The sequence below is a fragment of the Microbacterium luteolum genome, assembly GCF_039533965.1.
In the GTDB taxonomy this organism is placed as follows: Bacteria; Actinomycetota; Actinomycetes; order Actinomycetales; family Microbacteriaceae; genus Microbacterium; species Microbacterium luteolum.
Genome location: NZ_BAAAUN010000001.1, coordinates 2,370,244 through 2,395,994, shown reverse-complemented (window position 1 = coordinate 2,395,994; position 25,751 = coordinate 2,370,244). Strand labels below are relative to the sequence as shown.

Here is a 25,751-nt window from a genome sequence, read left to right as displayed (position 1 = left end):
GACGTATTTCTCTGTCAAGGGGCTCTCTCATGTCGGTGCCGCATCGTAGAAAGGAACGCGAGAGAAAGGACACGGCATGGCCGCAGGCGACATCGAGACTTTTCAGCGCGACGGGATCTGGTTCAACCGCATCGAGGGGGAATCGCGCACGTTGGGCGCGAGCTTCCTGAACGAGGCCGAGGCCGTCAAGGTCGGGCGGGGAGCGGCCGTCGCGCGTCAGGTCGTCCACACCGTGCGCACGGAAGAGGGTCCTTCGCCCGACAGCGGCGCCTATGCCGTCCATCCCCGCGACCTGATCGGCTGAGGGGTGCCTCTCGAGACCCATGCCGACGGTCAGCCGGACCGTCGCATGCTCCTGCAGGTATGCGTCAACGGCGCGCGAGATGTGGCGCAGCATCCGTGGTTGAGCACCGATGCGACGGTCGTGGCGGGCGACGCGGCGCAGGCGGTGGCTGCGGGAGCCGGTGCGATCCACGTGCATGCGAAGGACGAACGCGGTCGCGACAGCCTGGAGGGTGACGATGTCGCGCAGTGGCTCCGCGCGGTGCGAGCGGCCTGCCCCGGCATCGCCGTCGGCGTGACGACCGGCGCCTGGGCCGAACCCGACGTCGAGCGGCGCCTTGCCGCGATCGCCGGATGGACGGAGCTCCCGGACTTCGCCTCGGTGAACTGGCACGAGGCCGGTGCCGACGAGGTGGCTGCGCTGCTGCTCCGCCGCGGCGTCGGCATCGAGGCGGGGATCTGGGACTCCTCGGGCCTGGAGGCGTGGCGGCGGTCGCCCGTTCGCGGTGACTGCCTCCGTGTGTTGATCGAGCTTCCTGACGAGGCGGCCGACGTCGTGCGCGGTCATGCCGAGGGACTGATCGCACATGTCGCGGCCGAGGAGCCGGGCATCCCGATCCTCCTTCACGGCGAAGAGGGTTCCGCGTGGGCGGCTTTCGACCTCGCCGTCGAGCTGGGCCTGGATTCGCGGATCGGTCTCGAAGACGTGCTGACTCTGCCCGACGGGATGCCGGCCTCGACGAACGCCGCCATGGTGCGGGCCGCGGTCGGACGGATGCCGGTGCGTCCGACCGAATAGTTTGCCTTGTGGCATAGTTTCCGCAATACTGTTCCGCATGGCTAACCATTCGCAGCCGCTGGACGAGGTCTTCCTCGCCCTCGCGGATCCGACCCGACGCGAAGTCGTCCGCCGTCTCGGGCGCGGCCCCGTGAGCGTCGGCGACCTGGCGCGTCCGTTCCCGATCACCCTCCCGTCCTTCATGAAGCACGTGCGGGCGCTCGAGGCGAGCGGGCTCATCCGCACGGCGAAGTCGGGCAGGGTGCGCACCTGCACGCTCAACCGCGAGCGGCTGGCGGTCGTCGATGACTGGCTGGCCGAGCAGCGGAGCCTCTGGGAGGGGCGCACCGACCGCCTCGAGAACTTCCTCGCCAATCCTCAGGAGACATCATGACCGACATGACCATCGACCCCGACCACGACCTCAGCCTGCAGCGTGTGATCCGCGCATCGCCGTCAGACGTCTGGCGCGCATGGACGGAGCCCGCGCGGCTCGAGAAGTGGTGGATCCCGGCCCCCATGGTCACCCGGGTCGACCGACTCGACGTCACTCCGGGCGGCGGCTTCGTCACGCGCATGAGCGAGAACGGGGGCGAGTTCGTGCCGCACACCGATTCGGTGTTCCTGGTCGTGGAGGACGGGCGGCGGCTCGTGTTCACCAATGCGGTGACGAGCGCGTGGCGTCCGGCCGATCCGGAGCCGGTGGCGATGACCGCGGAGATCATCCTCGGCGACCACCCCGAGGGCACGGACTACCGCGTGGTCGTGCGCCACGGAACCCCCGCGGCGCGCGCGCACCACCAGGAGCTGGGCTTCTTCGATGGCTGGGGTTCGGTCACCGCGGCGCTCGCGGAACTGGTCGAGAAGGAGGCTTCGGCATGAAGCTCAGCGTCCCCGGCGGTCCTGCGTTGGTCTGACTCGTTCGGGAGTCTGGCGGGGGAGTCGGCGCGGACGAATCGCGGATGGAATGACGAATCTCGGAGACTTCTCCGGACTTTCCTCCGTGATTCGTCTCTTTCTCCGCGAATCGTCGGGCCCGTCGCCCACCGGCGCGGTCCTCTCCCTCCCCGGTCGTTGAGCGAGCGCCAGCGAGACGAAATGAGCCCCGCCGGGTTCCTCATCGGTAAGAGGGGTCGTGCTAGTTTTTCGGGAGCGTCGCGTGTCGGTGGCAGGCTGTGTCAGACATGGAGGCGTGGGATCCGAAGGAGCACGACGATGAACACGTCGACCCCTTCGCCCTCACGTGACTGAGGGCGAGAAGACCAGGCTCGTGGCCTGGAGTATGGAACTGCGCAGCGTCCACGAGCGGTTGCGCAAAGCACTGTCGGTCACGCAGGAGGCTCTCGCTTCCGGCGAACCACCTGGCGGATCGGCAACTCGCGATCTGCTGCTGTTCTGCCATGGCTTCTGCGCGGCGTTGACGGGGCATCACGAGGGTGAGGATCGGGAGCTCTTCCCGGCGATCGCCGCGGCGCACCCGGAACTGCGCGACACGCTGCGCAAGCTCGAGCAGGATCACTCGATGATCGGGCACCTGATCGGCGGACTGCAGGCCGCGGTGGACTCGGCCGCATCACCCGACGAGCTGTCGAGGCATCTCGAGGGCATCGCGGCGATCATGGAGAGTCACTTCCGTTTCGAGGAGCGGCAGCTGCTGTCGGTGCTCGAGACGCTGGAGCTGGATGCTGATCCGGGGAGGGTGCTCGGGCCGCTGTGATGCTCAGCGCGCGGGGATGCGCTGCCAGCCCGGCCAGTGCGGGCGGTCGACGATGCAGAAGCGGTTGCCTTCGGGGTCTTCCAGGATGATGTAGTCGGCGTCGTCCGGTCGTCCGTCCCAGGGCACCTCGCGCGCGCCGAGCTCGACGAGTCGCCGTACCTCAGCGTCCTGATCCTCGGCGTAGACGTCGAGATGGATGCGCGGGGGCAGCACGCGTACGGAGTGATGAGCGTCGAGCGCGATGCACGGAGCATCCGCGTAGCGCGGCTTGAGCACGGCCCAATCGTCCTCAGGCGCATCGCGCTCGATGTAGTCGAGAGCGGCCTTCCAGAACTCGAGCTGAGAAGGCAGGTCATTCACGCGGATGACGATCGAGACGATGGCGAGCATAGGGCGAGCGTAGGCAATCGCCGATGAGGTGACCAGCCCCTTGCACGGCCAGCCCTCCGCGGTCGCTCAACCGCGTTCGAGTGCCCTTTCGGCGAGGCCGGCCTGAAGGGCACGCGACACCTCGACTCCTCGTGACGCATCCCACGACTCGGTGCTCAGGGCTGAGGTGAACTCCCGGGTTTCCGATTCGGCCAACCGTCGGGCCAAGTCCTCCGCGTTGCTCGTCGACAGCTGACCTCGAACATCGCGTCCGAGGAGATGCGCCGAAGCCAGATCGACATCGAACCCGTACTGTTCGGTGACGTCGATCTCGTCTCCGTAGATTCGATCCTGCACAGCGTCCGCCACCGAGTACCAGCTCAGGACTGTGGCGATGTCTTCGGCATCCTTGTACTCTCCGTATTCGGAACGGTCGACCCATGCGCGGAGCTTCAGCGCCGCGTATCCAGCCGGGGACGCGATCAGGATCTTGCGGCCTGTGCCGGGAAGATCGATGGGGAGCGCATGTTCGAACACGTCCTCGAAGCCGAAGACCACGAGGTCCTCTTCGCGCGCGCCCGGATTCGAGATGCCGATCGGGTCTTCGATCGCCGCGCCGAAGGGCATCACGTCGACCAGGACACCCGCGATCCGGTAGCGGATGCCGCTGCTGCCGTCGCGGGTGAAAGCGCGGTCGATCCGCTCGAAGGCATCCCAATCCGCGAGAGCGATCCCGAAATCGAGGTCCCCTGTGGTGCGGGTGACGCTCGTGTGCCCGAGCGCCCGATGCAGGATGTCTCGACACTGAGCCCCGACGAGCATGATGCATTCCGGTTCGACGAGTGCCGCCGCGGTGAGTTCATCCACGACGAGCTCTACGTCGTCAAACAGTCGGGGGCTTACGCGCGTGAAGTCCAACATGCTCCGAACGATAGCGCTCCGCGGCCTCGCGTTGGCGGGATTCCCCCGAGGCGATGAGGTCGGCATAGACCAGCAGGGGAGGAGCGATCCGAACGCGCCTCATCACATCGTCCTGCGGCGCGTTCCAGAACAGTGGACGCACGAAGATGTTGGGGTTGCTCGCGCGTGCCGTCCACCTCCCGGCAGCTGCTGCCTGACGGGGGATGTCGTCGCAGTAGAGGCTCCAGGTGGTGTGGCGCGGTATCCACTCGGCAGCTGCTTCGCCACTCAGGTAGATCTCCGGGCCGTCCTCCGAAAGCCCGTCCGGATCGAAACTCCCTTGAAAGGCGCGCGTGTTCTCCGGTGAACCCAGTCCTGCAGGGAACGAAGCGACCCAGCCGTCCACGAGGGCATCGACGTTGTTCAAGCGTCGGCCGTGCCGCCCGCCCCCGAACGCTTGGAGGTAGTTCGCCGCTTCCAGGTCGACGAGCGTCTTCTGAGCGAAGCCGACAGACACCTTTGCGGTGTCCGCGATCTCGCGAAGCTTGGCGTTGACGATGTCAGGCCAGCTGAGCAGGGCGAAGATCACCTGGGCTCGTTTCGGACTGAAGAGATTCGACGCGGCCGGCTTCTCTCGATGCAGCGCTGCGATGGGGTCTCCACTTCGGCCGCGGACGTCGATGAGCACGTCGTCGAACGCGAGATATGCGTTCCCGTTCGCGTCCAGGAAGTTGACGCCGAGCTGGCGTAGGCGATCAGCATTGCGCGGCGTGATCTTCGCCCCGAGGAGGAGCAGCGGGTGTCCGGTCCACCTTTCGCTCGGGTAGTTGGTGGGCATGCTCATGTGCGGGCTCATCACCGCGAGGTAGTCGCGGGCCTGGCGACCCCGACGAACCTCTGCGACCGTCATGTCCTCGCCTCGCGCAAGGGGCTCGAGTCCGGAGAGCCCGATGCCGTATCGGTCTGCGTGCGTGCGCAGCGCGTCGATCAGGTCGCCCTCCATCGCCCCTCCAATTATCCTCAACACCGATTTATCCTCCGAGCATAATCCTTAGTCGAGGAAAATATTCGATTTCGGGTCGAGGTTTTGGAACGGACGCGTTAGCGCACGCCGCTTACTGCACCGACCATCCCCCGTCGCTGGCGAGGATCGCGCCGTTGATGTTGACCGCGTCGTCCGACAGCAGGAACGTGATCGACGCCGCGAGGTGCTCGGCCGTCGCGACGGTCGGGATCGCCTGCTGGAACGGACCCAGGCGGCCGGAGCCGTACTCCGACATGTTCGGGGGCATCGGGATGCCGGTGGCGACGCCGCCCGGAGCGACCGAGTTCACGCGGATGCCCTTCGGCCCATACATGAACGCGGCGGACTTCGTGACGCCGATGATGCCGTGCTTGCTGGCGGTGTAGGCGTTGCCGGAGGAGTTGCCGCGCAGGCCGGCCTCGCTCGAGACATTCAGGATCGCGCCGCGACCCGCCGCCTCCATGACCGGGAGCACCGCACGCATGAGCTTGAACGGCGCGGTGAGGTTGATCGCGATGACGCGGTCCCACACGGCATCCGTCGTCTCGCCCGCGGGGGAGAAGTCGTCGTTGATGCCGGCGACGTTGGCGAGGCCGTCGATGCGGTCGCCCGCCGCGGCGAGGACGGCGTCGATCGCGTCCTGCTTCGTGAGGTCGCCGGGAACCGTGACGATGTCGGCATCCGCGAGCTCAGCCTTGAGGGCGTCGAGCTTGTCGGCGGCGATGTCGCTGGCGATCACGCGTCCGCCTTCGCGCGCGATGCGCGAGGCCGTGGCCCTGCCGATGCCGGAAGCGGCGCCGGTGACGATCACGGTCTTGCCGGCGAAGCGTCCGGAGGTGGGCTTCTCGGTCCAGCCCGTGGACTCGTCGTCCGCGGGGATCTCGCCGCCGTTGACCGCGCGCACGAGGTCGTCGACGATCGACTGCGGCATGGCGCCCTGGCTCATCGCGACGAGCTGCTGCAGCGGCAGGCCGAGCACGGGAGTCAGCAGGGAGGGGTCGGCGCCCGTCTTCTCGAACAGTTCGCGGATGAGCGGTCCGCCGGTCGGGTCGTTCATCCAGTCGCCGATGGTGGAGTGTGCGGTGAGGGCCATGCTCGTTCTCCTTGCTCGAGTTTCGCAACGGTGCGTCTACTTATATTTCAGTGTACGCCTGAGTACGCTCGGATGGTGCCTCGTCCCCGCAGTGAGAAAGCCCGCCAGTCGGTGCTCGACGCGATGCGCGCTGCGCTGTCGAGCCACGCGTACGAGGCGGTGACGATCGAGGGGCTGGCGGATGCCGCGGGCGTCTCGAAGCAGACCATCTACCGGTGGTGGCCGTCGAAGGCCGCGATCCTCGGTGAAGCACTGCTCGAAGGCGGGTTGCCCGGCGCGGATGTCGCCGTGCCGTTCACCGCGGACCTCGCCGCCGATCTGCGCGCCTGGTTCTCCGAGATGAGCGCGTCGCTGGCGGATGCCGACGGCGTCGCGATCGCGCGAGCGCTGATCGTGATCACGGCATCCGATCCCGAGCTCGGGCTCGCACTGAACGAGAAGCTCGCCGCGCCGATCCGCGAGTGGGTGTCGGGGCGGATGGCGCTGGCTGTCGACGCCGGCGATGTGCGGGCGGATGCCGATGCCGCCGCGATCGCGGACCAGTTCGTCGCGATGGCGAGCTACGCCGCGCTGCTGGGTCGTCCGTTGGACGAGGCGCGGGTCGAGGCGACTGTGGCGGTGCTGCTGCGGGGGATCGCGGCTCCCAGTCGTTGAGCACCCTCCCGGTCGTTGAGCGACGAGCGCAGCGAGGAGACGAAACGTCGGCTCCGCTCCGACGCTAGGCTCTGCCCATGACTGAGTCTGCAGACGAGCCGACGCTGTCACTGATCCAGCAGCGGATGGAGCTGCAGCGGCGCAGATCCTGGGCGACGTATCAGATCGTCATCTCGTCGGTCCTCGCCGTGTTCTGGGTGGTGTTTCTCATCATCGGCGGGCCCGACCTCATCCGTGCTGCACTTGTGCTCGTCGTGCTGATCGGCGCGGCGATGGGCGTGGTTCAGCGTCGCCGAGCTCAACGAGATCTTCGCGCGTTCGCGGAGCGATACGGCGCGGATGCGGGAGTGCAGAAGCGAATCGATTGACCTGCGGCGACCGTGAGCGGTTGCCTCGCACGAAACGCCTTTCCAGCCGTGCTAGAAGTTGCCCTCGGCGACCTGGAAGCACACCAGTCCGCGAGACCGCCACATCTTCACCACGCTGCGGCGATCGTCGACGACGCCGATGACGGTGAAGCGAGGCGCGATGCGGGAGTCGTAGATCTCGGCCTTGACGATGTGGTCGGGGCGCGTGTCTCCGGTGCGGCGGAGAAGAAGCCGATCGAAAGGGACGTCGTTGAATGTCAGCCAGGCTTCGGTCGCACGCCGCGCTGTCTCGTCGCGGCCCGAGACGACGATGAGTTCGTCGACGTCGGGGTGTGCGGCGAAGGCCTGGGCTGCGAGCACGACCGGATGATTCGGCGTGTCGATCGAGACCTTGCGCATGTCGTACGGCGAGCGGTCGCCGATGAGCGCAAGAGTGCCGTCAACGTCGAAGATCCAGGCGCGCGGACGATCATGAGGCATGGTGCGAGGGTAGTGGGTTGTCGTAATTCGTGGCGCGTGCTTTCAGTGCGTCCCCGACCTGTTGATCGTGAACTCCACGGTGCCGCTGACGGTCTGCACAGGGAACACGTCTTCGTATGCGGGGATGCGGACGAGGATCACGCCGATGCCGGTCGTGCCGGCGGTCGGCAGATCGACCTCGAGGAAGTGAGGACGATCGCCGGCCGGGACCGGCTGTCCGGACGCGTTGGTGGCATGGACCGGGCAGGTGCCGGGGATGAGGTCGTGGTGGCTGCCGTCGTCGACGATGACGGTGGTCCCTCTTGGGATCGTCACGGTGGCGCTCACTGTGTGATCCTCTCAGGCTTTCGGTCGGCGGTCGTGCACGCGTCGTGACAGCAACGCGACGACGAGTGCGGAACCTGTCAGCCCGGCCGCGACCCAGACCGGCCCGAGCAGCCCCGCGCCGGTCGCCAGCGCGAATCCGCCGAGCACCGGCCCGACTGCCGCCCCCACATTCAGCGCGGCCGTCGCGTACGACCCGCCCATCGTCGGAGCACCGGATGCCGCGTAGAGCACCCGTGCGATGAGCGTGCTGCCCACACCGAACGACAGCATCCCCTGAAGGAACACCAGGGCGAGCAGCGGCACCGGGTGCGATGCGACCAGGGCCATCGCGACCCAGCCGGCAAGCAGCAGCGGTCCGCCGATGCCGAGCACGAGACCCGGATGCCGGTCCGACAGTCGTCCCGCAATGGTCACGCCAAGGAACGATCCGACACCGAACAGCACCAGCGCGACCGAGATCCATCCGGCATCCAGGTGGGCGACGTCGGTGACGACCGGGGCCAGGAAGGTGAACGCCGCGAAAGTGCCGCCGTTGACGAGGGCTCCGAGAGTCATCGCGAGGAGGAGGCGCGGCGAGGTCAGCTCGCGCAGCTCCTGCCGAAGCGATGATGGTGCGTCACGCCCCGCTCGTGCCGGGATGCCGCGCAGCACCCCGAGCGCCGCCGGCAGGCAGAGGATGGCGATCGCCCAGAAGGTCGACCGCCATCCGAGCGCGGTGCCGAACAGCGCGCCCGCGGGGACGCCGGCGACGGTGGCGATGGTCGTGCCCGAGAGTAGGACCGCCAGAGCGCGCCCCTTCCGGTCGGCGGGGACGAGCGATGTGGCCGTGGTCAGCGCGACGGCGAGGAATCCCGCGTTCGCGAGAGCGCTCAGGATCCGCGTGAGCAGCAGGATCGAGAACGTCGGGGTGAGGGCTCCGACGACGTGGCATCCGGCGAAGATCAGCAGGCAGGCGATCAGCGTGAGCCGTGGCGGCCAGCGGCGGGCGAAGGCTGCCATGAGTGGTGCACCGACGACCATGCCGACGGCGAAGGCCGAGGTCAGCAGGCCGGCCGTGCCGACCGAGACGTCGAGGTCGCTCGCGATGGCGGGCAGCAGTCCCGCGAGCATGAATTCCGAGGTGCCCATGACGAAGACCGCCAGGGCAAGCAGATAGAGAGAGAAAGGCATCGAGTACTCCGAGGTGAAAGATCAAGAAATGGAGCTTCTTGGTCACCACGGCCATCGCCCGGGGACGACAGATCGGCGCCCGCACAGACAGCGGGCGTCGGGTTCAGCGGATCCGGGGGCTGGCGGTGTGACCGGCAGCCCCTGACCTGTCTGACTCAGGACTCGACATGGGGACGACTCTATTACGCGCGCGGCGCCCGTGCTCGACGGTAGTGCAGCGTCATGACGATGAACCAGGTCATCAGAATCAGGACGGCGGGCACCTGGAACCAGAGCTGATGTTCCGGGAGGGCCACGCCGAGCGCGATGCCGGCGAAGAATGCGACGAGCGTGAGAACCGTAAAGATCATCCGTGAGGCCGGTCGGGTGATGGTCCGGAACCAGGACTGCTCAGTGTCGACGGCCTTGGTCATGATCTCTCCTGAATCGGCATTTCTCAGACGTTCCTGCTCGAACGCCGCTGAAGCACAAGGGTCGACAACACGGTAGCGCCGATCGCGACCCCGTACAGGTACGGCATCCACGCGACGAATGGGACGGCTGCGCCGACGAGCATCGCCGGAACGGACAGAAGCGTGGCGATGACAAGCAGCATCGAGACCCCTGACGCGATCAGGACCGCGATCGTCGGCCAGCGAGTGGCTGGCGATTGCAGGTTCGTGCGGAGGGACATGGACCTATTGTCGCGAACATCCCGCAGTAGTGGGCCTGGTCGTTGAGCGACGAGCGAAGCGAGGAGACGAAACGCTGCAGGTGCTGCTACGCCTTAAACGCGTCGCAGACGCGTCGCAGACGCGCGCGAGATCGTGCCGGTCGGGCTCGACGGTGCGTCGGGTCTCGCGGCCGTGCTGGTTGGGCTGCGGGGATGCCGCAGGCGATGGCGGATGCCGTGCTCGGGACGTCGGCCGGGATGCGCGAGGGGTTCGTGCCGGAGCAGGCGAGGACGGTCGTGACGACCACTGAGACCGGGCTGCGTGAGCGGGTGCAGGAGGAGATCGTGCCGGTGATCTGCGATATGAGATTCGAGCACGACGAAGAGGCCTCCTATGGTGCCTCTCCAGAATATTGCAGTGTAGTCATATGTGTGATTTCGTCATCCATATGGACTCTTCGTGTGATGGTGACAACGAGTCGTCGTCATTCGAAGCACCGTCGCCGTGTTGGGCGTCGGCGCGAGTCCATCCATCCGATGAAAGGAGCATCACCATGCAGATCGAACTGCGGGGAGTCGCCGAAGCATGTCTGGATCGCAGCACGTTCGAGATCGAACGGCAGACACCGTTCTCTGTGGAAGACATCTTCCGCGACCTCGGTGAACTGGATAGCCGGATCGAACGGGCGTTCATCAATGCGGAGACCAAGCAGGTGAACAGCTATGCGCGCATTCTCGTCGACGGCAAAGTCGCCCGGCCTGACGATCAGGTCGACGACAGTTCACGCGTGATGGTGTGCGTCGTCGCTCCGTGTGACGGCTGAAAGAAGTAGCCAAGGGTGCGGTTGCTGGGCTCGGTGCTCGGCCACCGCACCCTTCCGGCCATGACCGTCGTACATTCTCAGCGGGAAGAAAGCATGAAGTTTCAGGACACGAGATACAACCGCCAGCTGTTGATGCCCCAGATCGGAGATGCCGGGCAAGAGCTCCTGTCCGAGGCCAGCGTGGTCACGGTGGGCGCCGGCGGTGTGAAATCTCCTCTGCTCTACTACTTGGCTGCCGCAGGTGTAGGACGCCTTCACATCATCGATTTCGACGACATCGAACTCAGCAACCTCAACCGTCAGATTCTCTACCGCACACACGACATCGGCAGGTTGAAAGCAGAAGCCGCGGCGGAAGAGTTGCGGGAACTGAACCCGTCCATCGAGGTCTCCTATTCGACCGACAAGGTCACGCCCGACAACATCGACGAGATCCTCGGAGGCTACTCCGTCCTACTCGAAGGCGGAGACGGGCCGGAGCAGCGCCTCCTCTGCAATGCGTTCGCTCTCCGCAACCGCACGCCGATGGTTCACGTCAGCGCCCAGTTCGGATACGGCTACGTGTTCACGATGGTGAGCGAGGAAGACCCCTGTCTCCAATGTGTGTATCCGGACCTGCCCGAGAGTCGCAGAGGACCTGTTCCTGTGTGGGGGATCGCCACCGGTCTTTCCGGAGTCATGGGCGCGAATGAAGTACTCAAGATCATCCTCGACAAGGGCGATCTCGCCCGCGGATATCTCATGTCCTTCTCGAACTTCCAGAACGACTTCATCCGCATTCCGATCGAGAAACGGGCCGAGTGCCCGGCATGCGGCGGATGACTGTCACGGCGAGAACGGTGCACCGCGCTGCTCTCATCGGCACCGGGGTGGATGCAGTAGGAACCGGGGCATTCGTCAGCGCCGCGGCCATCTTCTTCGCGACCCAGGGCGGCGTGAGCCCGGTATCCGTCGGGATCGGCCTCACCCTTTCCGCGGTGACCGGCGCGCTCGCTTCAGTTCCCGTCGCCCACCTCGCCGATCGGCTCGGACCGCTGCGCGTCTTCACCATCTCCTACGGGATGCGTGCCGCCGGAATGCTCGGGTGGATTCTCGTGAGCGGCGACACTGCATTCCTTGTGTACTCCGCAGTCTTCGGTGCCGTCGACCGCTCTGCGGCCTCGCTCACTCGCAGCATCATCGCTGCACCCCTCCAGAACGACGAGGCTGTCCGCCTCTTCGGTCGGATGGCGTTGCCTGCCAACGTGGGATATGCGTTCGGTGCAGGATTCAGCGGTCTCACGATGTTTCTCGGCTGGCCGCTCGCCCTCGTCCTCGTCGTGAACTCAGCGTCTTTCGTCGCTGTCATCGTCGTCTACCGTTCTGCTCTGCGCAGCCGAGACGTATCGGACGCGCGCGTGCGACCATCTGCATTGGCATCCTGGAGCTCGATCAAGATGGCGTTCGGTTCACCGAGACGACTGAACATCACGTGGGAGAACTTCGTGTTCTCCTTCCACCGAACGCTCCTCAATGTCTACCTTCCCTTGCTGGTCGTCACTCATTGGGAAGACTTCGCCTGGGTGGTCCCGGTCGCCTTCATCGTGAACGCCGCCGTTGTCGCGCTCATTCAAGAGAAGGTCAATATCTGGGTGACGGTCGGCGCTCGCCACGCCATCGCATGGGCGACATCCGGAATCATCCTCGGCACCTCCGTGCTGCTCTTGTCCACAACACTGCCGATGACGGCGAACGCGATGGGGATGATCGCACTGGTCGCTCTCATCCTGTTTCAGATTCTCGCTGAGATCCTCCACTCAGCTGCCCTGGCCGTCTACATGGTGAAACTGAGCCGACGTGACGCGCTCACCACCGACATGAGCGCGATGAATCTCGGCGGACAACTGCAGAATGTCGTGGGGCCCTCGATATTCGGTGCCATAGTCGGCCCCAGCGCATGGGGTCTCGGTGTCGCGGTCGGCTGCGGCATCGTCATCGCCGGACTGCGCGCGTCCAGGGTCAGCCGCCGAGGGTGGTTCGATGATGACTGATTCGCACGCACGTGACCGTTGGGACTGGGAGTACACCATCCACAACGGGCCCCCGCGCCCCTCCTTGCCGATTGTCGACAGAGTGCTCGAAATCGCTCACCCTGGGGAACGAATTCTCTATGTGGGCATCGGAGATGGCCGGAACTTTCTGCCACTTATTGCCGCCGGCCTCGATGTCGTTGGTTGCGAGTTGTCGAGGGTTGCCATGGATCGACTCACAGCAGAGCATCCGGGGGTGGCGAACCGCGCCTTCCTCGGAAGTTTCGAGGATGTTTTCTCGGACCAAGAGCATTTCGATGGCGTCGTGATCTCGCGGGTCCTGGTACATGGTGACCTCGGCAGGACCGCGGCTCAACTGAATCGAGTTCGAGACATGCTGCGTGCCGGCGGCTTCGTCGCTACTCAATGGACCGCCGCCGGCACCGACCCGTGGCCCGGGTGGACCCGGGCTGCCCTCGATGAACGAGCGAACGTGCATCTCACCTACGCAGACGACCGAGTGCACAAGGTCTATCTGTCCTTCGCGGGGTGCGTTGAACTGCTCGAGAGCGCAGATTATGAGATCGAAAGAGGGCCTATCGCGGTCGACTTACCGCGAACAGCGGTGCCAGGTGGCATCGTTCGAGACTGGATCACCATCGCCAGATCGAAGAGGTGACGTGCCAGATGCCGACCGCTCCCGGAGCCTTGCGCGCTCTCGCGGCCCCATCCCAAGCGCCCTTCACTCCAACGGCGCAGCGCGGTCGGGTTCGGGGCCGAGGAGCGCGCCGATGATGAGCAGCGAAGACGCCGCGGCGAGCACGACGGCCACCGCAGTGCCCGCGCCGAGCGTGCTCTGCAATCCGGGCAGCCAGAACGGGTAGAGCGCCGGGATCACCATGGAGAGCGAGTAGCCGACCCCGTATCCGCTCGATCGCACGGAAACGGGAAAGCGCTCGGCGAGATAGGCGCCGACCGGGCCGTAGGCCGACACGGTGACGAGCTGCACAACGGTGACGGCCAGCACAGCGCCAGCGCCTTGCGAGGACATCGCCCACATGAGGGCCAGCGGAGCGGCGATGATCGCGAGGCCTCCGAAGGCGACGAAGAAGCGGCGCCGTCCGATCCGCTGCGAGATTGCACCGCTGGCGATCATCGCCGCAGCCGAGACGAGGGTGGCGACCAGCATGATGAGCGGCACGGTGGTCGGGCCGATCTGGGGTGCTTTGCTCAACAGGCCGGTGAGCACGGGGATCGCCATCTGCGTGAACAGCCAGAGGCCGGTCATCAGCGTGAACACCTGCCAGAGCTGGCGGCGGAACGGTCCGACCAGAATGTCGGCCAGAGGTCGGGTGCGGTGGGGGACGCTCGTCGAGACCGGGGAGTCGTGGACCCCGACGGAGTAGTAGCCGAGCATCGCCACCGCGAGCAGGGCGCCGGCGATGAACGGCATCCGCCATCCCCACATCGCGTAGTCGTCGGCTCCGAGCACCTGCAGGAGCGTCAGAGTGAGCGCGGCGATGAATGAGTTCGCGAGGGGGGACATGGCCATGATGCCGCCGCTGAGCAGGCCGCGCTGGCGTGGGGCAGACCATTCCATGGCGAGCGGGATCGCCGCGGAGTATTCGCCGCCGAGAAAGATGCCGCCGACGAAACGGAGGGCGACGAACGCCCAGAGGGTTGCTTCACCACCGACGTCGTGGTTCGGGATCAGGGCGATCAAGAGCGTTGTGATCGCGATGCCGGCGATCGCGATCTTGGTGGTGCTCGTGCGGCCGTAGCGGTCGGCGAGGCTTCCGAAGATGGCGGCTCCGAGCGGGCGTCCGAACAGGGTGGCGACGAAGATCAGGCCAGTCTGAGCCGGGTCGGGACCGAGCACGACCGCGGCCGCCGGGGCGAGCGCGATCACCGGCAGGAAGATATCGACCTGGTCGACGAAGTTGCCGAGCAATCCGCCGCGAACGGCCTTTCGTGCTCGGGAGGACGTCTCGGGTTCGGTGAAGAGGCGCGACATATGACTCGAATTCCTACGGCGGCATGACCCGCATCAGGTGTGAGGGTCGGCGCTGCGTCAGCGCCCTCTCAGCCCCTGCCGGGACTCCCCTGTGGTTGGAAGGAAGTCTAGGGGAGGCGCGGTTCGCTCAAGATCTCCGGGGACTGCGCCTGGCCAGGCACCGTCCGCCCCTCCGCGAACCGCGCCTGCGCCCGGTCGTGCCGCTTGCCGACCTCGACCATCTCCGTCGCCTTCGGCAGCCCCATCGGTTTCGTCGACACGTACACGCTCTCGGCGCGGTCGACGAGGAAGGTCTCGTGCCAGATGCCGACCGCTCCCGGAGCCTTGCGCGCCATCTTGTTGAAGCGGGTCCAGGCGGGTCGGTGCTCCTGCGACGGGCTGGACGCGTAGGCGTAGAGCTTGTCGACCGACGACCAGTACTGCACGACGTAGGGTCCGCCGGATCCGAACAGCAGTTGGTATCCGAGCATGCCCGAGTCGGGGTCGGTGGAGAGTTCGCGCAGCATCGGCGGCATGGCGAAGAAGGTCGGCAGCCACAGGTCGGGTCGCCACCAGCGGTTGATCTGCATCCCGATGTGGAACACGACGAGCTCGCCCTCGTGGCGGTGGGTCATGCGGCCCGTGATGACTTTCGACATGATGACTCCTCCTGATTGGATAGCTTCACTATCTATAATGGATAGCGCTACTATCGAAGTCAAGAGGTGGCCATGAGAATTTCCGAACTGTCAGCCCAGACGGGCGTGACCGTGCCGACGATCAAGTACTACCTGCGCGAGGGGCTGCTGCCCGAGGGAGAGCGCACTGCGCCGACCCAGGCCGCCTACGGCGAGAAGCATGTGGAGCGGCTGCGGGTGATCCGCGCGCTGCTCGATGCGGGGGTGAGCATCGCCGAGACGCGGCGGGTTCTGGCGGCGCTGGATGATCCGCCGGAGAGTCCGCACCTGCTGCTGGGTGCCGCGCATGGGGCGATCACTCCGCCGGTGGATGAAGCGCTGGATCTGACGGAGGCCGAGCGGCTCGTCGAAGGACTCGGATGGAAGCCGGGGATGTGCGATCCAGCGGTGCTGAGCGCGGTTGCGCGTGCGCTGCAGGGGCTGGACAACGCGGGGTTCGTCGTGCCGGATGCCGCGATGGCGGAGTACCTCGCGAGCATGCGGCGGATCGCGGATGCCGAGATCGCGGGGGTGCCGGAGGAGTCTGCGGAGGCAGCGGTGCGGTATGTGGTGTTGGGGTCGGTGTTGGTGGAGCCGTTGTTGTTGGCGTTGCGGCGGGTGGCGCAGCAGGTTAGCTCGGGGGAGCGATTTGCGAAAGAGCCTGACTTGTAGGTATCGGCCTAGAGCGGGCCGAAGGCTTCCTCCAGCACTCTTTTGAACGCTCGAGCAGCATTGAGATCGAAATGCATGCTCTGCGTCGGGCTGTCCCCCGGAGCGGGGCCGCCCTCTTTGTAGTTGTAGAGATAAACGAGCAGCGATCCATCCGTGTCGTGGACCAGTTGCACGTACGCATCCACTTCTGACTGTGGTGGTTTGACTTCGCGGTCGCCTTGGATGAGCTTCAGGATCCGGGCCATCCCTCGAACCTAGCGGTGGGTACGGCTCCGGCCTAGGTCGGGGGTGAGACGAGTGCCGGATGACCGGCAACTTGCAATCAGACACGTCCGGTGCTCACCACGAGGTGCCTTGAGGTAACCGGTAGCGCGCCTGCGGCGGCCATGTCAGAGGCTCGAACTAATCTGCGAATGCGAGCGTTGGAGGCTGTCGCGCTGCTGGCGCCGCGGTTTCGCGGTAGGCTGCTGAAAGCACATCAGATTCAGAGGAGCAATTTTGTCCGAGCATCAGTTCCGCATGGGCGAACTGTTCAGTGGGCCCGGCGGGATGGCGATGGGCGCGCGCCGGGCGGCCGATGCCGTTGCCGGGGTCGACCTTCGACACGCGTGGGCGAACGACTACGACCTCGATACGTGCCGTACTTATCACCACAACATTCTTGTCCCTGAATACGGGCAGCGGGCCGTGGTTGTTGAGTCGTCTGACGCCTTGCCGCTTGGTGGCGGTGGTGTCGTTCATCAGAACGTTCACGATCTGGACATCGAGGCCCTCAGCCCTATTGACGGATTCGCATTCGGATTCCCCTGCAACGACTACAGCTTGGTCGGCGAGTGGAAAGGGTTAAACGGCGAATACGGTCCCCTGTACACATACGGCGTGAAGGTGCTGGCCACGAAGCGACCGAAATGGTTCGTGGCGGAAAATGTATCCGGCCTCCGAGGAGCTAACGAGGGAGAAGCGTTCAAACAGATCCTCGAGCACCTGCAGGAGCCCGCCGAGGGGCTGCGTTATCGTCTCGTGCCCCACCTCTACTCCTTCGACGAGTACGACGTCCCTCAACGGCGGCAGAGGATCGTCATCGTCGGAATCCGTGATGACCTCGACACCATCTTCCGGGTCCCATCCCCGGAGATCTACGCCGACCGTGATGTATCCGTCATGACGGCTCTGACAGCACCTCGTATTGAGGTTGGCGCTCCTAACCATGAGTACGCGAGGCAATCGCAGGATGTTATCGATCGCTTGAGCTATCTGCTGCCAGGCGAGAATGCGTTCTCTCCTCGGGCACTTGAGATCATGCCCAAGCGTTTGCAGATCAAGACGCGGACGACGATCAGTACCACTTACAAGCGACTCGAAGCCTCCAAGCCGGCATACACGGTGACCGGTGGTGGTGGGGGCGGTTCGCACATGTATCACTGGTCGCAGAATCGCGCTCTTACCAATCGTGAACGAGCGCGACTTCAGTCCTTCCCGGACAGCTTCGTGTTCCACGGCTTGAAGGACAGCGTCCGGAAGCAGGTCGGGATGGCAGTCCCGGTCAAGGGTGCGGAAGCGATCTTCACAGCACTCTTCAAATCCTTCGCGGACATCGACTACCCGGCGATCGAAGCAAACGTTGACGTGAACAAGATGCTGGCATCACGCCGTAGCAGAGCTGCATGAGTCTCTGGGCTGTAGTGGTCCTCCGGCGACGAGGAATTCAAGAGCGGATGTTGGCCGGCGGACCATAAGCTCGAGGGGAACGAGCGTTTCGGATAGGTCTCGTGATGTCAGAGCTTTCCGGTAGAAAAGGAGCCATGGGTGCTCGCTCGGAGCCTCGTGAACGTCAGGGGGACGTCGTGGTCGGATTTGGGTTTACGCAGCTGAAGACGATGTTCGAGGCGTTGCAGGCAGATCAGGCAGGACGCGATCCCGAGACGCGGGATGCCGAGCTCCTCGCCACCTTCGCGACGATGAATCCGGGTTTTCCCGACGAGTATCGCGCCTACCTCGCTGCGGAGCGTGAGCGGATTGAAGAGCTCGCAGTCAACAACAATCTGATCGGAGACTCCAGCCGCGCCGCGTGGTACAGCGGGCCCAAGACTTCAAAGGGCATATGGCCGACTTATCGCGCCAAGCTCGAGTCGCGCTTGCCTTCAGACGCGATCGGTGGGGTCGATGACTCTACCTCCCAGATTCTGTCGCAGAGCGCGAACCCGCTCAAACGAGGGGATAAGCGCAAAGGCCTCGTCGTTGGCTACGTTCAGTCGGGGAAGACTGCGAACTACGCGGGTCTGGTCGCAAAAGCAGTCGACGCCGGCTACCGAATCGTCATCGTTCTTGCGGGCATGCACTCGAACCTCCGAGCGCAGACACAAGCTCGTCTCGATGGAGATCTGAGGCTTCGAGAGCTCAAGGACGGCGGGGTGGCGTGGTACCCGCTCACCGATGTCAACTCCGATATCGCGCCAATCAATCCGGTCAGCCCGGTGGGCAATCAGGCCAACGCCATCGTCATGGTCGTGAAGAAGAACGAGAAGCGTCTGGCCAACGTTCTCAACTATCTACAGAGCATTTCGAAGAGCGATCCGCAGATTCTCCTTTCTCGCGCAGTGCTCATCATCGACGACGAATCGGATCAGGCGACCCCCAACACCAAGGGTGCGAAGAACCTCGTCTCGACGATCAATCAGCGCATTCGCGATATCTGGGCCGAAGTCAAGACCGGGACATACGTCGCCTACACCGCGACTCCGTTCGCGAATATCTTCACCGACCCGAACGATGAGAACGATCTGTACCCGGATGATTTCGCGGTGGTACTACCTCGCCCCATCGGATACATGGGTGCCGATACGTACTTCGACACGTCTAGCCTCGATGACGAAGAGGGCATCGCCTCCGATGCTCTAGCTCGCACGATCTCCGACGACGAAGCTGCAGTTCTCGCACCCTCGGGGCGGGACCTCAGTGACTACGACCCTCAGATCACTTCTGCTCTCGCCGAGGCGATTAGGTGGTTCCTCCTCGCGACCGCAATTCGACGCCTACGGACAGGCAAGGAGGAGCACTCTTCGATGCTCCTCCACACGTCGCATCGTGTAGAAGCGCACGCCCGTCTTCGTGACGCTGTTGTCGACTTCCTGAAAGATGTCGCGCTCGAGGGGGACCGTCGCCACGACAGTTTCGAATCGACCTTCCACGCCGAGATCGATCGTGCCGCGGAGCTTCGCGGCGAGGAGAGCGTTCCCAGTTGGTCAGATGTCTGGTCTGTCGTCGAGGACTTGATCTCGAACGTCCAGGTGCGCGTCGACAATGGGACTTCAGACAACCGGGTGTCCTACCCTGACGATGAGCCCCAGACCGTGATCGCGATCGGCGGTGGGACGCTCTCACGTGGCCTCACCCTCGAAGGGCTCGTCGTTTCCTTCTTCCTGCGCACATCGAATGCGTACGACACCTTGCTGCAGATGGGACGGTGGTTCGGTTTTCGGCCGCGGTACCGCGATCTTGCTCGTGTGTGGGCGGCGTCTGGAATGCTCGACGACTACGCTCATCTCGCCCTTGTGGAACGTGAACTTCGCGAAGACATCGCGGTGATGATCAGTGAAGGCATGACCCCTCGAGATATCGCAGTCCCGGTCAGAGCCCACAAAGGCAGGCTTCAGATCACGGGCGCCGGGAAGATGGACTTCGTCGACCTCGTGCACACCGGCCTTGGAGGGAACCGTAGGCAGACGATCTACCTTGACAGCTCGACGGAGGGCATCGAACGCACCCAGGGCGCAGCCCGACGGATCGTGGAGAATGCGATCGGCACGCGGGCCAGTATCGATTCGCTTGGCGGTGCTGCTGGCCAACCAGCTGCGCACCTTTTCGAAGGGCTCTCGCACGCCAACCTCATTGAATTTCTTGAGCGGTATGGCGTGTTCCCAGTCGATGTCGCCTTGCAGCCGGTGGCTATCAGGAGGTGGACCGGTGAGCACGGCGATGGTAAATCCTGGGACCTTCTCCTCATCTCTGGCCCGGCCAGCAACAACGCGACTTTTGAATACGCCGAGGGCGTCCGGGTGAACGTCGTGAGCCGTGCGCCGCTGAAGGATTGGGACCAGAGTCGTTTCGAGGATGCGATCAGGGCTGGCGCGAGCGTCGTGAACATCCGGGCACTAATGTCGAGCGCAGATTCGACGGCAGACCTCGCGATTCTCGATCGGAACGGGCTTCTCGACGATGCAACCCGTGCGGCATATAAAGAGCTGAAGAAGAGCGACGTCCAGGCGGTCAAGAGCTTCAGACGCGGATCTCGACCCGACAACGGGCTCGTGATCCTATACGCCATCGGAAAAGATTCAGAGCCAGCCACGGTCTCCACCACGACGCGTCGATCGATGGAAGCCCCGGATCATCCGATCGGAATCGCAGTGGTGTTTCCGCCTGCCGAGTTCGAGCGCGACGGAGATCACTACGCGGTCACACTCAAGTCGATCTTCGACCCCGGCGACGAGGAGATCGAGGATGGCGAGAGTGAGATCGTCGATGACGAAGCGGACTTTGCGGCGCAGGACACCGGGCTATGAGCCGCGGATCCTCGAGGGTGGAAGCTGCGCTGGCCGCGTTGCTTCAGGAGAGTCCCACGCTCGGATCAAACAAGGCTCGCCGTCTAGGCCCCGATTGGAACATGCGCGAGGCGTTCCTGGTGCTCGATTACGCGGACCAGTTGTCGTTCGTTGTGGACCGCCCCGAGGGCCTTCCACACATCGAGCCGAGGCTGGGAGACTTGCTACCTGTCAGCTGGATCGCGCCGTCTGAAGACAGCCTGCGCGAACGTATCAAGATCGACTGTCCTGATCCTGCGCTCCGGACGACATTTCTCTCACTCATCGGTGAGGTGCTTGACCGCGTCGAGGTTACGCACAGCTCCGTGTACCTCGAAGTCTCGAAGGTGGTGAATGACTGGCGTCGCGCACTTCAGGCGGCGCGGTCATCAGTGAGCCGTAGCGGAGTGATCGGACTCTTCGGCGAACTCACCGTCCTCCGCGACCTCGTCGCCCAGCGGGGGGTGGGTGCTCACGCTCTCTGGCGCGGGCCCGCCGGGCACCGGCACGACTTCGCGCAGGTGAATGCGCTTGAAGTGAAAACCTATAGCGGGACGGGCAGTCCGAGCGTGACCATCCACGGCGCATTTCAGCTCGATCCGCCCCACGGACACGACCTGCATCTCATCTCGTTTCGCGTCGAGGAGTCTGTAGATGGAGAGACGATCGCGGACATCGTCAACGCACTTGGGGCTGACGGCGTCGACATCGATGCCCTACGCGGACGAACTGACGACCACGAACCCCTGGATGTCGACGAGACGCTCCGATTGGTTATCGTCGAGCGCCGACTGCACAAGGTCGACGATGAGTTCCCCGGGATCCGCGCCTCCCGACTTGACACGATGTCATTGAAGGGTGTCGCCAGGCTTACCTACCAATTGCTTCTCGACGCCTGCCCGCGTCCGCTTGACGACGTCGAGTACTCGCGTCTTCTGGAGACACTGTGAGTTCCACGCTAACGATCGAACGGCTTTCCTGGTTCTCGAAGCAGTTCAAGGCCGGGGATATGGATGGCACCGGAGGCGATCGGCTGCTTGGGCGTACAGACTTGTCTCCGCTGGAGGTGCTGATTCGAGAGACAGCGCAGAACAGCTGGGACGCACGTACTGGCGAGAGGGCTCCCCGATACGGCGTCGACCTTCGGCGCGTTGACTTCCGTCTCAGGGCCGATATTGATCGACTCTTCGACGCAGGACGGCGCGTGACCGGAAAACACCGCGTGCCCAAAGTGGAGAACATTCACATTCTCGAGGTGTTCGATCGAGGCACTGTTGGACTCGACGGTCCAACAGATCTCTCGCCGACACGTAGCGGAGAGCCATGCAATTTCCAGGACCTCATCCTCAAAGTCGGTGTACCACGGGATGATGGGAAAGGCGGCGGCACGTATGGTTTCGGGAAGACGGCTGCGTACGCCTATAGCGGCCAGGGAACGGTGGTGTTCTGGAGCCGATGCAGGAATTCGGCAGGCGCCCTCGAGTATCGGCTAGTCGTGTCGGCGTTCCACGAGTCGTACGTGACGGAGGGGGAGCAGTTCACTGGACGGCACTGGTGGGGCGCGGGCCAGGGCGACTTGGTCACACCACTGGTTGGCGACGTTGCCCAAGCGTACGGAGAGCGGTTGTTCGGGCATCACTTCGAGGGGAGTGATACCGGCACGTCGTTGCTCATTCTGGATCCGCGCATCACGGTTGCTCGTGACGGTGACTTCAATGAACCCGATCTCGGTCAGCTGAGGCACGGTGACCCTTCAGCGCTCGAGATCCAGTTCGCGGATGAGGCCCGGCGAGCGATACGCCGTCACCTCTGGCCGAAGTTGATTGTGGAGCCTGGGTCCGAGCGTCCCCCGATGCCGGTCGAGCTTCGTGTCCACGACAGTGAGATCCAGATTGTCGCCGACACAGTGGGGGCGCTCGCGTTCTGGGGGGCGGGACTGAATGCCATCCGATCGCGAGTGCGCGGGGATGAGGCGCCCGTAATGGCACCGTCCGGTCTGCCTGTCGAGGTGCACGACGTGATACGCAACCGGAAGACGATCGGTCATCTCGCGGTAGTCAAGCGAATGAAAGCCCTCGAGACCGTGCTCATCGACGACGATCTAGATCCAGCACGCGATGAGGAATCAGTTCAGCGCATCGCGCTGATGCGCGACCAGGCCGAGCTCGTTGTCACTACTGACGACTGGTCCGATCACACAGCATCGCCTATCTTCGACTGGATGGCGGTGTTCAAATCGTCGAGGGAGTGGGACAGAACGTTCGCCGAGGCGGAGCCTCCGGCGCACGACATGTGGGTAAGCAACGCCGGCGGTGAGACTGGACTCGTGATCCGCGCGATGCGCAACCGCGTGCGTGCAATCCTCCGAGAGACCTTTGCGATCCCCGAGCCGACGTCGATCCACACGCCTGACGCTGCTCGTCGCGGTGTCGGAGCGCTGGCACGCATGTTCGGCATGCTTCTCCCGAGCGCGGTGGAAGAGAAGCGTCCTAGCGCTCCGCGAGCGAACCCTGGCGGAGCTCGCCGCGACATGCGCCGACAGCTGATCACTGTGGAACCGCCGCGCCTGGTGCAGACACTCGATGATGGCCGCCAACGTCAACAGACGACTTTCTCCGTAAACGGTTCAGGCGAGTTCCTCGTCGACATCAACGTCTCAGTAGTCGGCGATGACGGTGCGCGTACGCCGGTGCCAGCTGAGGAGCTGGCCGTGAGCTGGGAGTACGCGTTCGACCTTGGAGAAGGAAGCGCGAGAGCCGTTGGCGATGTCACTCAGAATGTCACGATTACAGGACCCGCCCGTCGGGCGCTGCTCATCGAGATGAATGCGAGTGCTATCGATGCCGGCGATTGAGTCGCGCCCTTTCAGGATTCCTGCTCCACACTCTGTGACGGCGCAGGTGCGAGCAGTGCAACCTGCTGTCGAGATCGATGAGCTCCCCGACGTATGGGAGCCGGGTCAGGATCTCGTACTGCGCGTCTCCGCTCAACTCGGTGATGGCTTCTGGGAGGAGAGCGGGATTCCGCAAGACGAGTCGGTGACGCTCGTCGGTACAATCACCTGTCTCGCCGCCAGGACGAAATGGCGGGCGGCGGCCCACTTCGTCCGCGTAAATGACGTGTGGGCGGCGGACGTCGACATCGAAGTAGACGGGTCGGCTGTAGCCGTAGAAGCGCTGGTCGACGTCGCGGTGATCGGCACCGGGCGAACAGGGCATCCTGATCCCGCTCGTGCCATTCACCGATCGGCGAGGCTCTGGCGCCTGCCGAGAGTCATAAAGGTGCCGTTTGAGAGACTGGGCGAGGACTTCCCCACTTCGGCCGTGAGCTTCGCGGAGACCGGAAGGCGGCGCGTCCCCTGGCGCGTGGATGTCTCTCACGATGCCGAACCAAGTTGGGGACTCACGTCGGCTGTTCGGCTCTATGTGAACACGGACCTCCCTGTCGCAGAACGAATCCTTGACGGGACAGCGGAGCGCTGGGTCTATCAATCGATACAGACCGACATCTACACCGCGACCCTGTTCCAGCTTGCCGCTATCCGAGACGGTTACTCGTCGACCTCGATCTCCGAATCGGCCGAATCGGACGTGTCCTCGTTCGCGGCCTTCTGCGTTCATGTATCCGCGATCCTGGGCTTTGATCTTGAGGTCGCTCTGCGTCTCGCAAGTGAGGACCCGATGCAACTCATCGAGCGTGCGCGCGAGGCCAGTGATTTCATGCGAGAAGAGGGCTGACGATGGGAGCGATCTATCCGCGCTTCTCGACAGAGGACGCGCGCCGAGCCTTTTCAGATCTCGAGGATGCCGTCGCGATCGGGCGGGAAGCGCCGCGGTTCACGAACGGCGCGCACCATCCTCGTGCCTACTTCGGAATCGGGGGGTCGGGCAAGGTCTCCGTCTCGGAGTTGGCGAGACTTCGCGAGGAGATGCACGCTCAGCTCTCGACAGTGTCTACCGCCCAACGCAACCACGATCGGAAGTTCGACCTGCTCGCGGGGGCAGGGCTCGCTCAGTGGTTCGCTGACGATCTCCGCGGACAGGCGGCAAACCCGGGGATGTGGTCCTATCTGACGATTGCGGTACTGCCCGATCTGGCTGTGCGAAGATTTCCTCTCGATCGAGGGGGTCGACTCTCGGCGGATCGCTTCTTGGCTGGTCGACGGAATGTCTTCTATCGGGCCTACTTGCGCGCCGTCGTTTTGGGATCGCTGCTGAACGATCCGGAGGTCGAACTTTTCGAGGATGATCTTGTGGGGCTCATCGACCGCAACCTATCGTCTGACCACCGGCTGGCGCGCGTCGTCAGCGAACAGATCGCCTCGACGCCGAAGGAACTTCCACGACGCGAGATCGTCCGCGACGGACTAAAGGCGGTCCAGTTCGAATCGAGGGTGACCGATCTAGGGTCACTTTCCGATGACGAGTTGCGAGAGATGATTGTGGCGCTTTTCGATGCTTCGAGACGAGTCACCACCTGAAGAGCGGTGCGTGCGCGTCGAAACCAATGCGGGTATGCTCGCCGATCGTGAGGCACTCCTGGGCATCGAGTGAGGCGTCGCGGCGGACCATGCAAGCGAATCGCCGACGAGATACATCGCCCGAGCTCGCCGTTCGAAAGCTCGTCCACGCTGCCGGCCTGCGCTACCGTGTCGACTTTCGAGTCGTGCCGGAGTTGCGCACTCGAGCTGACTTGGTCTTCACTCGGGCGCGCGTCGCCGTGTTCATCGATGGATGCTTCTGGCATTCATGTCCCGAGCATGGAACGCGTCCGAAGAGCAATGCGGAGTATTGGATTCCGAAACTGGCGCGCAACGTGCAACGCGATCGGTCGACGGATGACGCGCTCGAGTCTCTCGGGTGGCAAGTGCTGCGGTTTTGGGAGCATGAGGATCCAAACAAGGTCGCGACGCAGATAGCCGATGCCCCCTCCGCGGCCCAAACACCGTGAGCAGGTAGCCGGCGCCCGCGGCAACCCGAGCATCTGGCGTCGGGATGATCAACCGCAATTCAACAGCGGACGCGACTCCGAAAGCACTTGTTCCCTTGATCGCGCCATCGCTCCGTCAGCTTCGAACCCACGTCACACATATCGGGCACGGTAACGACAGAGTCTGCCTGATCCCCCATGAGCGAAGTTTGCCGTTCTCGGGTGTCAGCGCGGTCGATACCCGAGGCGCGCC

At 64.2% G+C, this 25,751-nt stretch carries 31 protein-coding genes and 1 riboswitch; of the genes, 19 read left to right on the top strand and 12 right to left on the bottom strand.

Annotation, left to right across the window (positions count from 1 at the left end):
* The first annotated feature begins 76 nt into the window (after positions 1–76).
* From ABD648_RS11540 to ABD648_RS11520, 5 genes are all read left to right on the top strand, one after another.
* On the top strand, positions 77–304 hold the full coding sequence (locus ABD648_RS11540; RefSeq protein WP_282215102.1) for a hypothetical protein: 228 nt from the start codon (positions 77–79) through the stop codon (positions 302–304).
* Between the two features lie 3 nt (positions 305–307).
* On the top strand, positions 308–1,081 hold the full coding sequence (locus tag ABD648_RS11535; RefSeq protein WP_282215101.1) for a 3-keto-5-aminohexanoate cleavage protein: 774 nt from the start codon (positions 308–310) through the stop codon (positions 1,079–1,081).
* A gap of 37 nt (positions 1,082–1,118) precedes the next feature.
* On the top strand, positions 1,119–1,454 hold the full coding sequence (locus ABD648_RS11530) for an ArsR/SmtB family transcription factor (RefSeq protein WP_282215100.1): 336 nt from the start codon (positions 1,119–1,121) through the stop codon (positions 1,452–1,454).
* A complete protein-coding gene (locus ABD648_RS11525; RefSeq protein WP_282215099.1) occupies positions 1,451–1,942 on the top strand; it encodes an SRPBCC domain-containing protein in 492 nt (163 codons plus the stop codon). The genes ABD648_RS11530 and ABD648_RS11525 overlap by 4 nt, the downstream gene beginning before the upstream one ends.
* A 400-nt stretch (positions 1,943–2,342) precedes the next feature.
* Positions 2,343–2,777 (top strand): hemerythrin domain-containing protein, encoded by a 435-nt coding sequence (locus ABD648_RS11520; protein ID WP_282215098.1) that lies wholly within the window; start codon positions 2,343–2,345, stop codon positions 2,775–2,777.
* A gap of 3 nt (positions 2,778–2,780) precedes the next feature.
* Here ABD648_RS11520 and ABD648_RS11515 read toward each other — a convergent pair whose 3' ends face one another.
* From ABD648_RS11515 to ABD648_RS11500, 4 genes are all read right to left on the bottom strand, one after another.
* The gene (locus tag ABD648_RS11515; RefSeq protein ID WP_282215097.1) at positions 2,781–3,167 is read right to left on the bottom strand and encodes a VOC family protein; all 387 of its coding nucleotides are present in this window, start codon (positions 3,165–3,167) and stop codon (positions 2,781–2,783) included.
* A gap of 66 nt (positions 3,168–3,233) precedes the next feature.
* Complete coding sequence (locus ABD648_RS11510; protein WP_344709115.1) at positions 3,234–4,013, bottom strand: hypothetical protein; 780 nt, start codon at positions 4,011–4,013, stop codon at positions 3,234–3,236.
* Positions 4,014–4,029: 16 nt separating this feature from the next.
* Positions 4,030–5,049, bottom strand: a complete 1,020-nt coding sequence (locus tag ABD648_RS11505; RefSeq protein ID WP_282215095.1) for a type IV toxin-antitoxin system AbiEi family antitoxin — start codon at positions 5,047–5,049, stop codon at positions 4,030–4,032.
* Positions 5,050–5,161: 112 nt separating this feature from the next.
* A complete protein-coding gene (locus ABD648_RS11500; RefSeq protein ID WP_282215094.1) occupies positions 5,162–6,163 on the bottom strand; it encodes an SDR family NAD(P)-dependent oxidoreductase in 1,002 nt (333 codons plus the stop codon).
* 75 nt (positions 6,164–6,238) lie between these two features.
* Between ABD648_RS11500 and ABD648_RS11495 the strand changes: the two genes are divergently transcribed.
* Positions 6,239–6,817 (top strand): TetR/AcrR family transcriptional regulator, encoded by a 579-nt coding sequence (locus tag ABD648_RS11495; protein ID WP_282215093.1) that lies wholly within the window; start codon positions 6,239–6,241, stop codon positions 6,815–6,817.
* Between the two features lie 77 nt (positions 6,818–6,894).
* On the top strand, positions 6,895–7,185 hold the full coding sequence (locus ABD648_RS11490) for a hypothetical protein (protein WP_282215092.1): 291 nt from the start codon (positions 6,895–6,897) through the stop codon (positions 7,183–7,185).
* Between the two features lie 51 nt (positions 7,186–7,236).
* On the opposite strand, the gene ABD648_RS11485 is transcribed toward ABD648_RS11490, so the two are convergent.
* From ABD648_RS11485 to ABD648_RS11465, 5 genes are all read right to left on the bottom strand, one after another.
* Complete coding sequence (locus ABD648_RS11485) at positions 7,237–7,665, bottom strand: phosphatase domain-containing protein (protein WP_282215091.1); 429 nt, start codon at positions 7,663–7,665, stop codon at positions 7,237–7,239.
* A 42-nt stretch (positions 7,666–7,707) separates the two neighbouring features.
* Complete coding sequence (locus ABD648_RS11480; RefSeq protein ID WP_282215090.1) at positions 7,708–7,992, bottom strand: hypothetical protein; 285 nt, start codon at positions 7,990–7,992, stop codon at positions 7,708–7,710.
* Between the two features lie 12 nt (positions 7,993–8,004).
* Positions 8,005–9,162 carry a Cmx/CmrA family chloramphenicol efflux MFS transporter gene (locus ABD648_RS11475; RefSeq protein WP_282215089.1) on the bottom strand — a complete coding sequence of 386 codons (1,158 nt, stop codon included), beginning with the start codon at positions 9,160–9,162 and terminating at the stop codon, positions 8,005–8,007.
* A 182-nt stretch (positions 9,163–9,344) separates the two neighbouring features.
* Positions 9,345–9,575, bottom strand: a complete 231-nt coding sequence (locus ABD648_RS11470; protein WP_282215088.1) for a hypothetical protein — start codon at positions 9,573–9,575, stop codon at positions 9,345–9,347.
* A 23-nt stretch (positions 9,576–9,598) separates the two neighbouring features.
* Complete coding sequence (locus ABD648_RS11465) at positions 9,599–9,835, bottom strand: hypothetical protein (RefSeq protein ID WP_282215087.1); 237 nt, start codon at positions 9,833–9,835, stop codon at positions 9,599–9,601.
* Positions 9,836–10,368: 533 nt separating this feature from the next.
* Here ABD648_RS11465 and ABD648_RS11460 point away from each other — a divergent pair.
* From ABD648_RS11460 to ABD648_RS11445, 4 genes are read left to right on the top strand one after another with little or no spacing between them, the layout of a single operon-like run.
* Positions 10,369–10,638 carry a ubiquitin family protein gene (locus tag ABD648_RS11460; protein WP_282215086.1) on the top strand — a complete coding sequence of 90 codons (270 nt, stop codon included), beginning with the start codon at positions 10,369–10,371 and terminating at the stop codon, positions 10,636–10,638.
* Between the two features lie 60 nt (positions 10,639–10,698).
* Positions 10,699–11,460, top strand: a complete 762-nt coding sequence (locus tag ABD648_RS11455) for a HesA/MoeB/ThiF family protein (RefSeq protein WP_282215085.1) — start codon at positions 10,699–10,701, stop codon at positions 11,458–11,460.
* Positions 11,448–12,668, top strand: a complete 1,221-nt coding sequence (locus ABD648_RS11450; protein ID WP_344709109.1) for an MFS transporter — start codon at positions 11,448–11,450, stop codon at positions 12,666–12,668. The genes ABD648_RS11455 and ABD648_RS11450 overlap by 13 nt, the downstream gene beginning before the upstream one ends.
* Entirely contained in the window at positions 12,658–13,326 is a 669-nt protein-coding gene (locus tag ABD648_RS11445; protein ID WP_282215083.1) for a class I SAM-dependent methyltransferase, read from the top strand. The genes ABD648_RS11450 and ABD648_RS11445 overlap by 11 nt, the downstream gene beginning before the upstream one ends.
* Before the next feature lie 63 nt (positions 13,327–13,389).
* Here ABD648_RS11445 and ABD648_RS11440 read toward each other — a convergent pair whose 3' ends face one another.
* On the bottom strand, positions 13,390–14,661 hold the full coding sequence (locus ABD648_RS11440) for an MFS transporter (protein ID WP_282215082.1): 1,272 nt from the start codon (positions 14,659–14,661) through the stop codon (positions 13,390–13,392).
* A riboswitch (TPP riboswitch) is annotated at positions 14,655–14,762 on the bottom strand. (Overlaps the previous gene by 7 nt.)
* A gap of 6 nt (positions 14,763–14,768) precedes the next feature.
* The gene (locus tag ABD648_RS11435) at positions 14,769–15,299 is read right to left on the bottom strand and encodes a DUF4188 domain-containing protein (protein WP_282215081.1); all 531 of its coding nucleotides are present in this window, start codon (positions 15,297–15,299) and stop codon (positions 14,769–14,771) included.
* Positions 15,300–15,371: 72 nt separating this feature from the next.
* Here ABD648_RS11435 and ABD648_RS11430 point away from each other — a divergent pair, with 72 nt between their 5' ends.
* A complete protein-coding gene (locus ABD648_RS11430; RefSeq protein WP_282215080.1) occupies positions 15,372–15,989 on the top strand; it encodes a MerR family transcriptional regulator in 618 nt (205 codons plus the stop codon).
* Positions 15,990–15,997: 8 nt separating this feature from the next.
* Here the strand turns inward: ABD648_RS11430 and ABD648_RS11425 are convergent, their stop codons facing one another.
* Positions 15,998–16,234, bottom strand: coding sequence for a hypothetical protein (locus tag ABD648_RS11425; protein ID WP_282215079.1), 237 nt, complete (start codon positions 16,232–16,234; stop codon positions 15,998–16,000).
* Between the two features lie 274 nt (positions 16,235–16,508).
* Here ABD648_RS11425 and ABD648_RS11420 point away from each other — a divergent pair, with 274 nt between their 5' ends.
* The 7 genes from ABD648_RS11420 (at position 16,509) to ABD648_RS11390 (ending at position 25,519) form a co-directional block, all read left to right on the top strand.
* On the top strand, positions 16,509–17,657 hold the full coding sequence (locus ABD648_RS11420; RefSeq protein ID WP_344709104.1) for a DNA cytosine methyltransferase: 1,149 nt from the start codon (positions 16,509–16,511) through the stop codon (positions 17,655–17,657).
* Positions 17,658–17,791: 134 nt separating this feature from the next.
* Positions 17,792–20,551, top strand: a complete 2,760-nt coding sequence (locus ABD648_RS11415) for a Z1 domain-containing protein (protein WP_282215077.1) — start codon at positions 17,792–17,794, stop codon at positions 20,549–20,551.
* A gap of 17 nt (positions 20,552–20,568) precedes the next feature.
* A complete protein-coding gene (locus tag ABD648_RS11410) occupies positions 20,569–21,519 on the top strand; it encodes a PD-(D/E)XK motif protein (protein ID WP_282215076.1) in 951 nt (316 codons plus the stop codon).
* Entirely contained in the window at positions 21,516–23,423 is a 1,908-nt protein-coding gene (locus tag ABD648_RS11405; protein ID WP_282215075.1) for a hypothetical protein, read from the top strand. Before ABD648_RS11410 ends, ABD648_RS11405 begins: the two co-directional genes overlap by 4 nt.
* Before the next feature lie 55 nt (positions 23,424–23,478).
* Positions 23,479–24,306: a hypothetical protein gene (locus ABD648_RS11400; RefSeq protein ID WP_282215074.1), complete on the top strand. Its 828-nt coding sequence runs from the start codon at positions 23,479–23,481 to the stop codon at positions 24,304–24,306.
* 2 nt (positions 24,307–24,308) lie between these two features.
* Complete coding sequence (locus ABD648_RS11395) at positions 24,309–25,049, top strand: DUF6339 family protein (RefSeq protein WP_282215073.1); 741 nt, start codon at positions 24,309–24,311, stop codon at positions 25,047–25,049.
* Between the two features lie 26 nt (positions 25,050–25,075).
* On the top strand, positions 25,076–25,519 hold the full coding sequence (locus ABD648_RS11390; protein WP_282215072.1) for a very short patch repair endonuclease: 444 nt from the start codon (positions 25,076–25,078) through the stop codon (positions 25,517–25,519).
* The last annotated feature ends 232 nt before the right edge of the window (positions 25,520–25,751 follow it).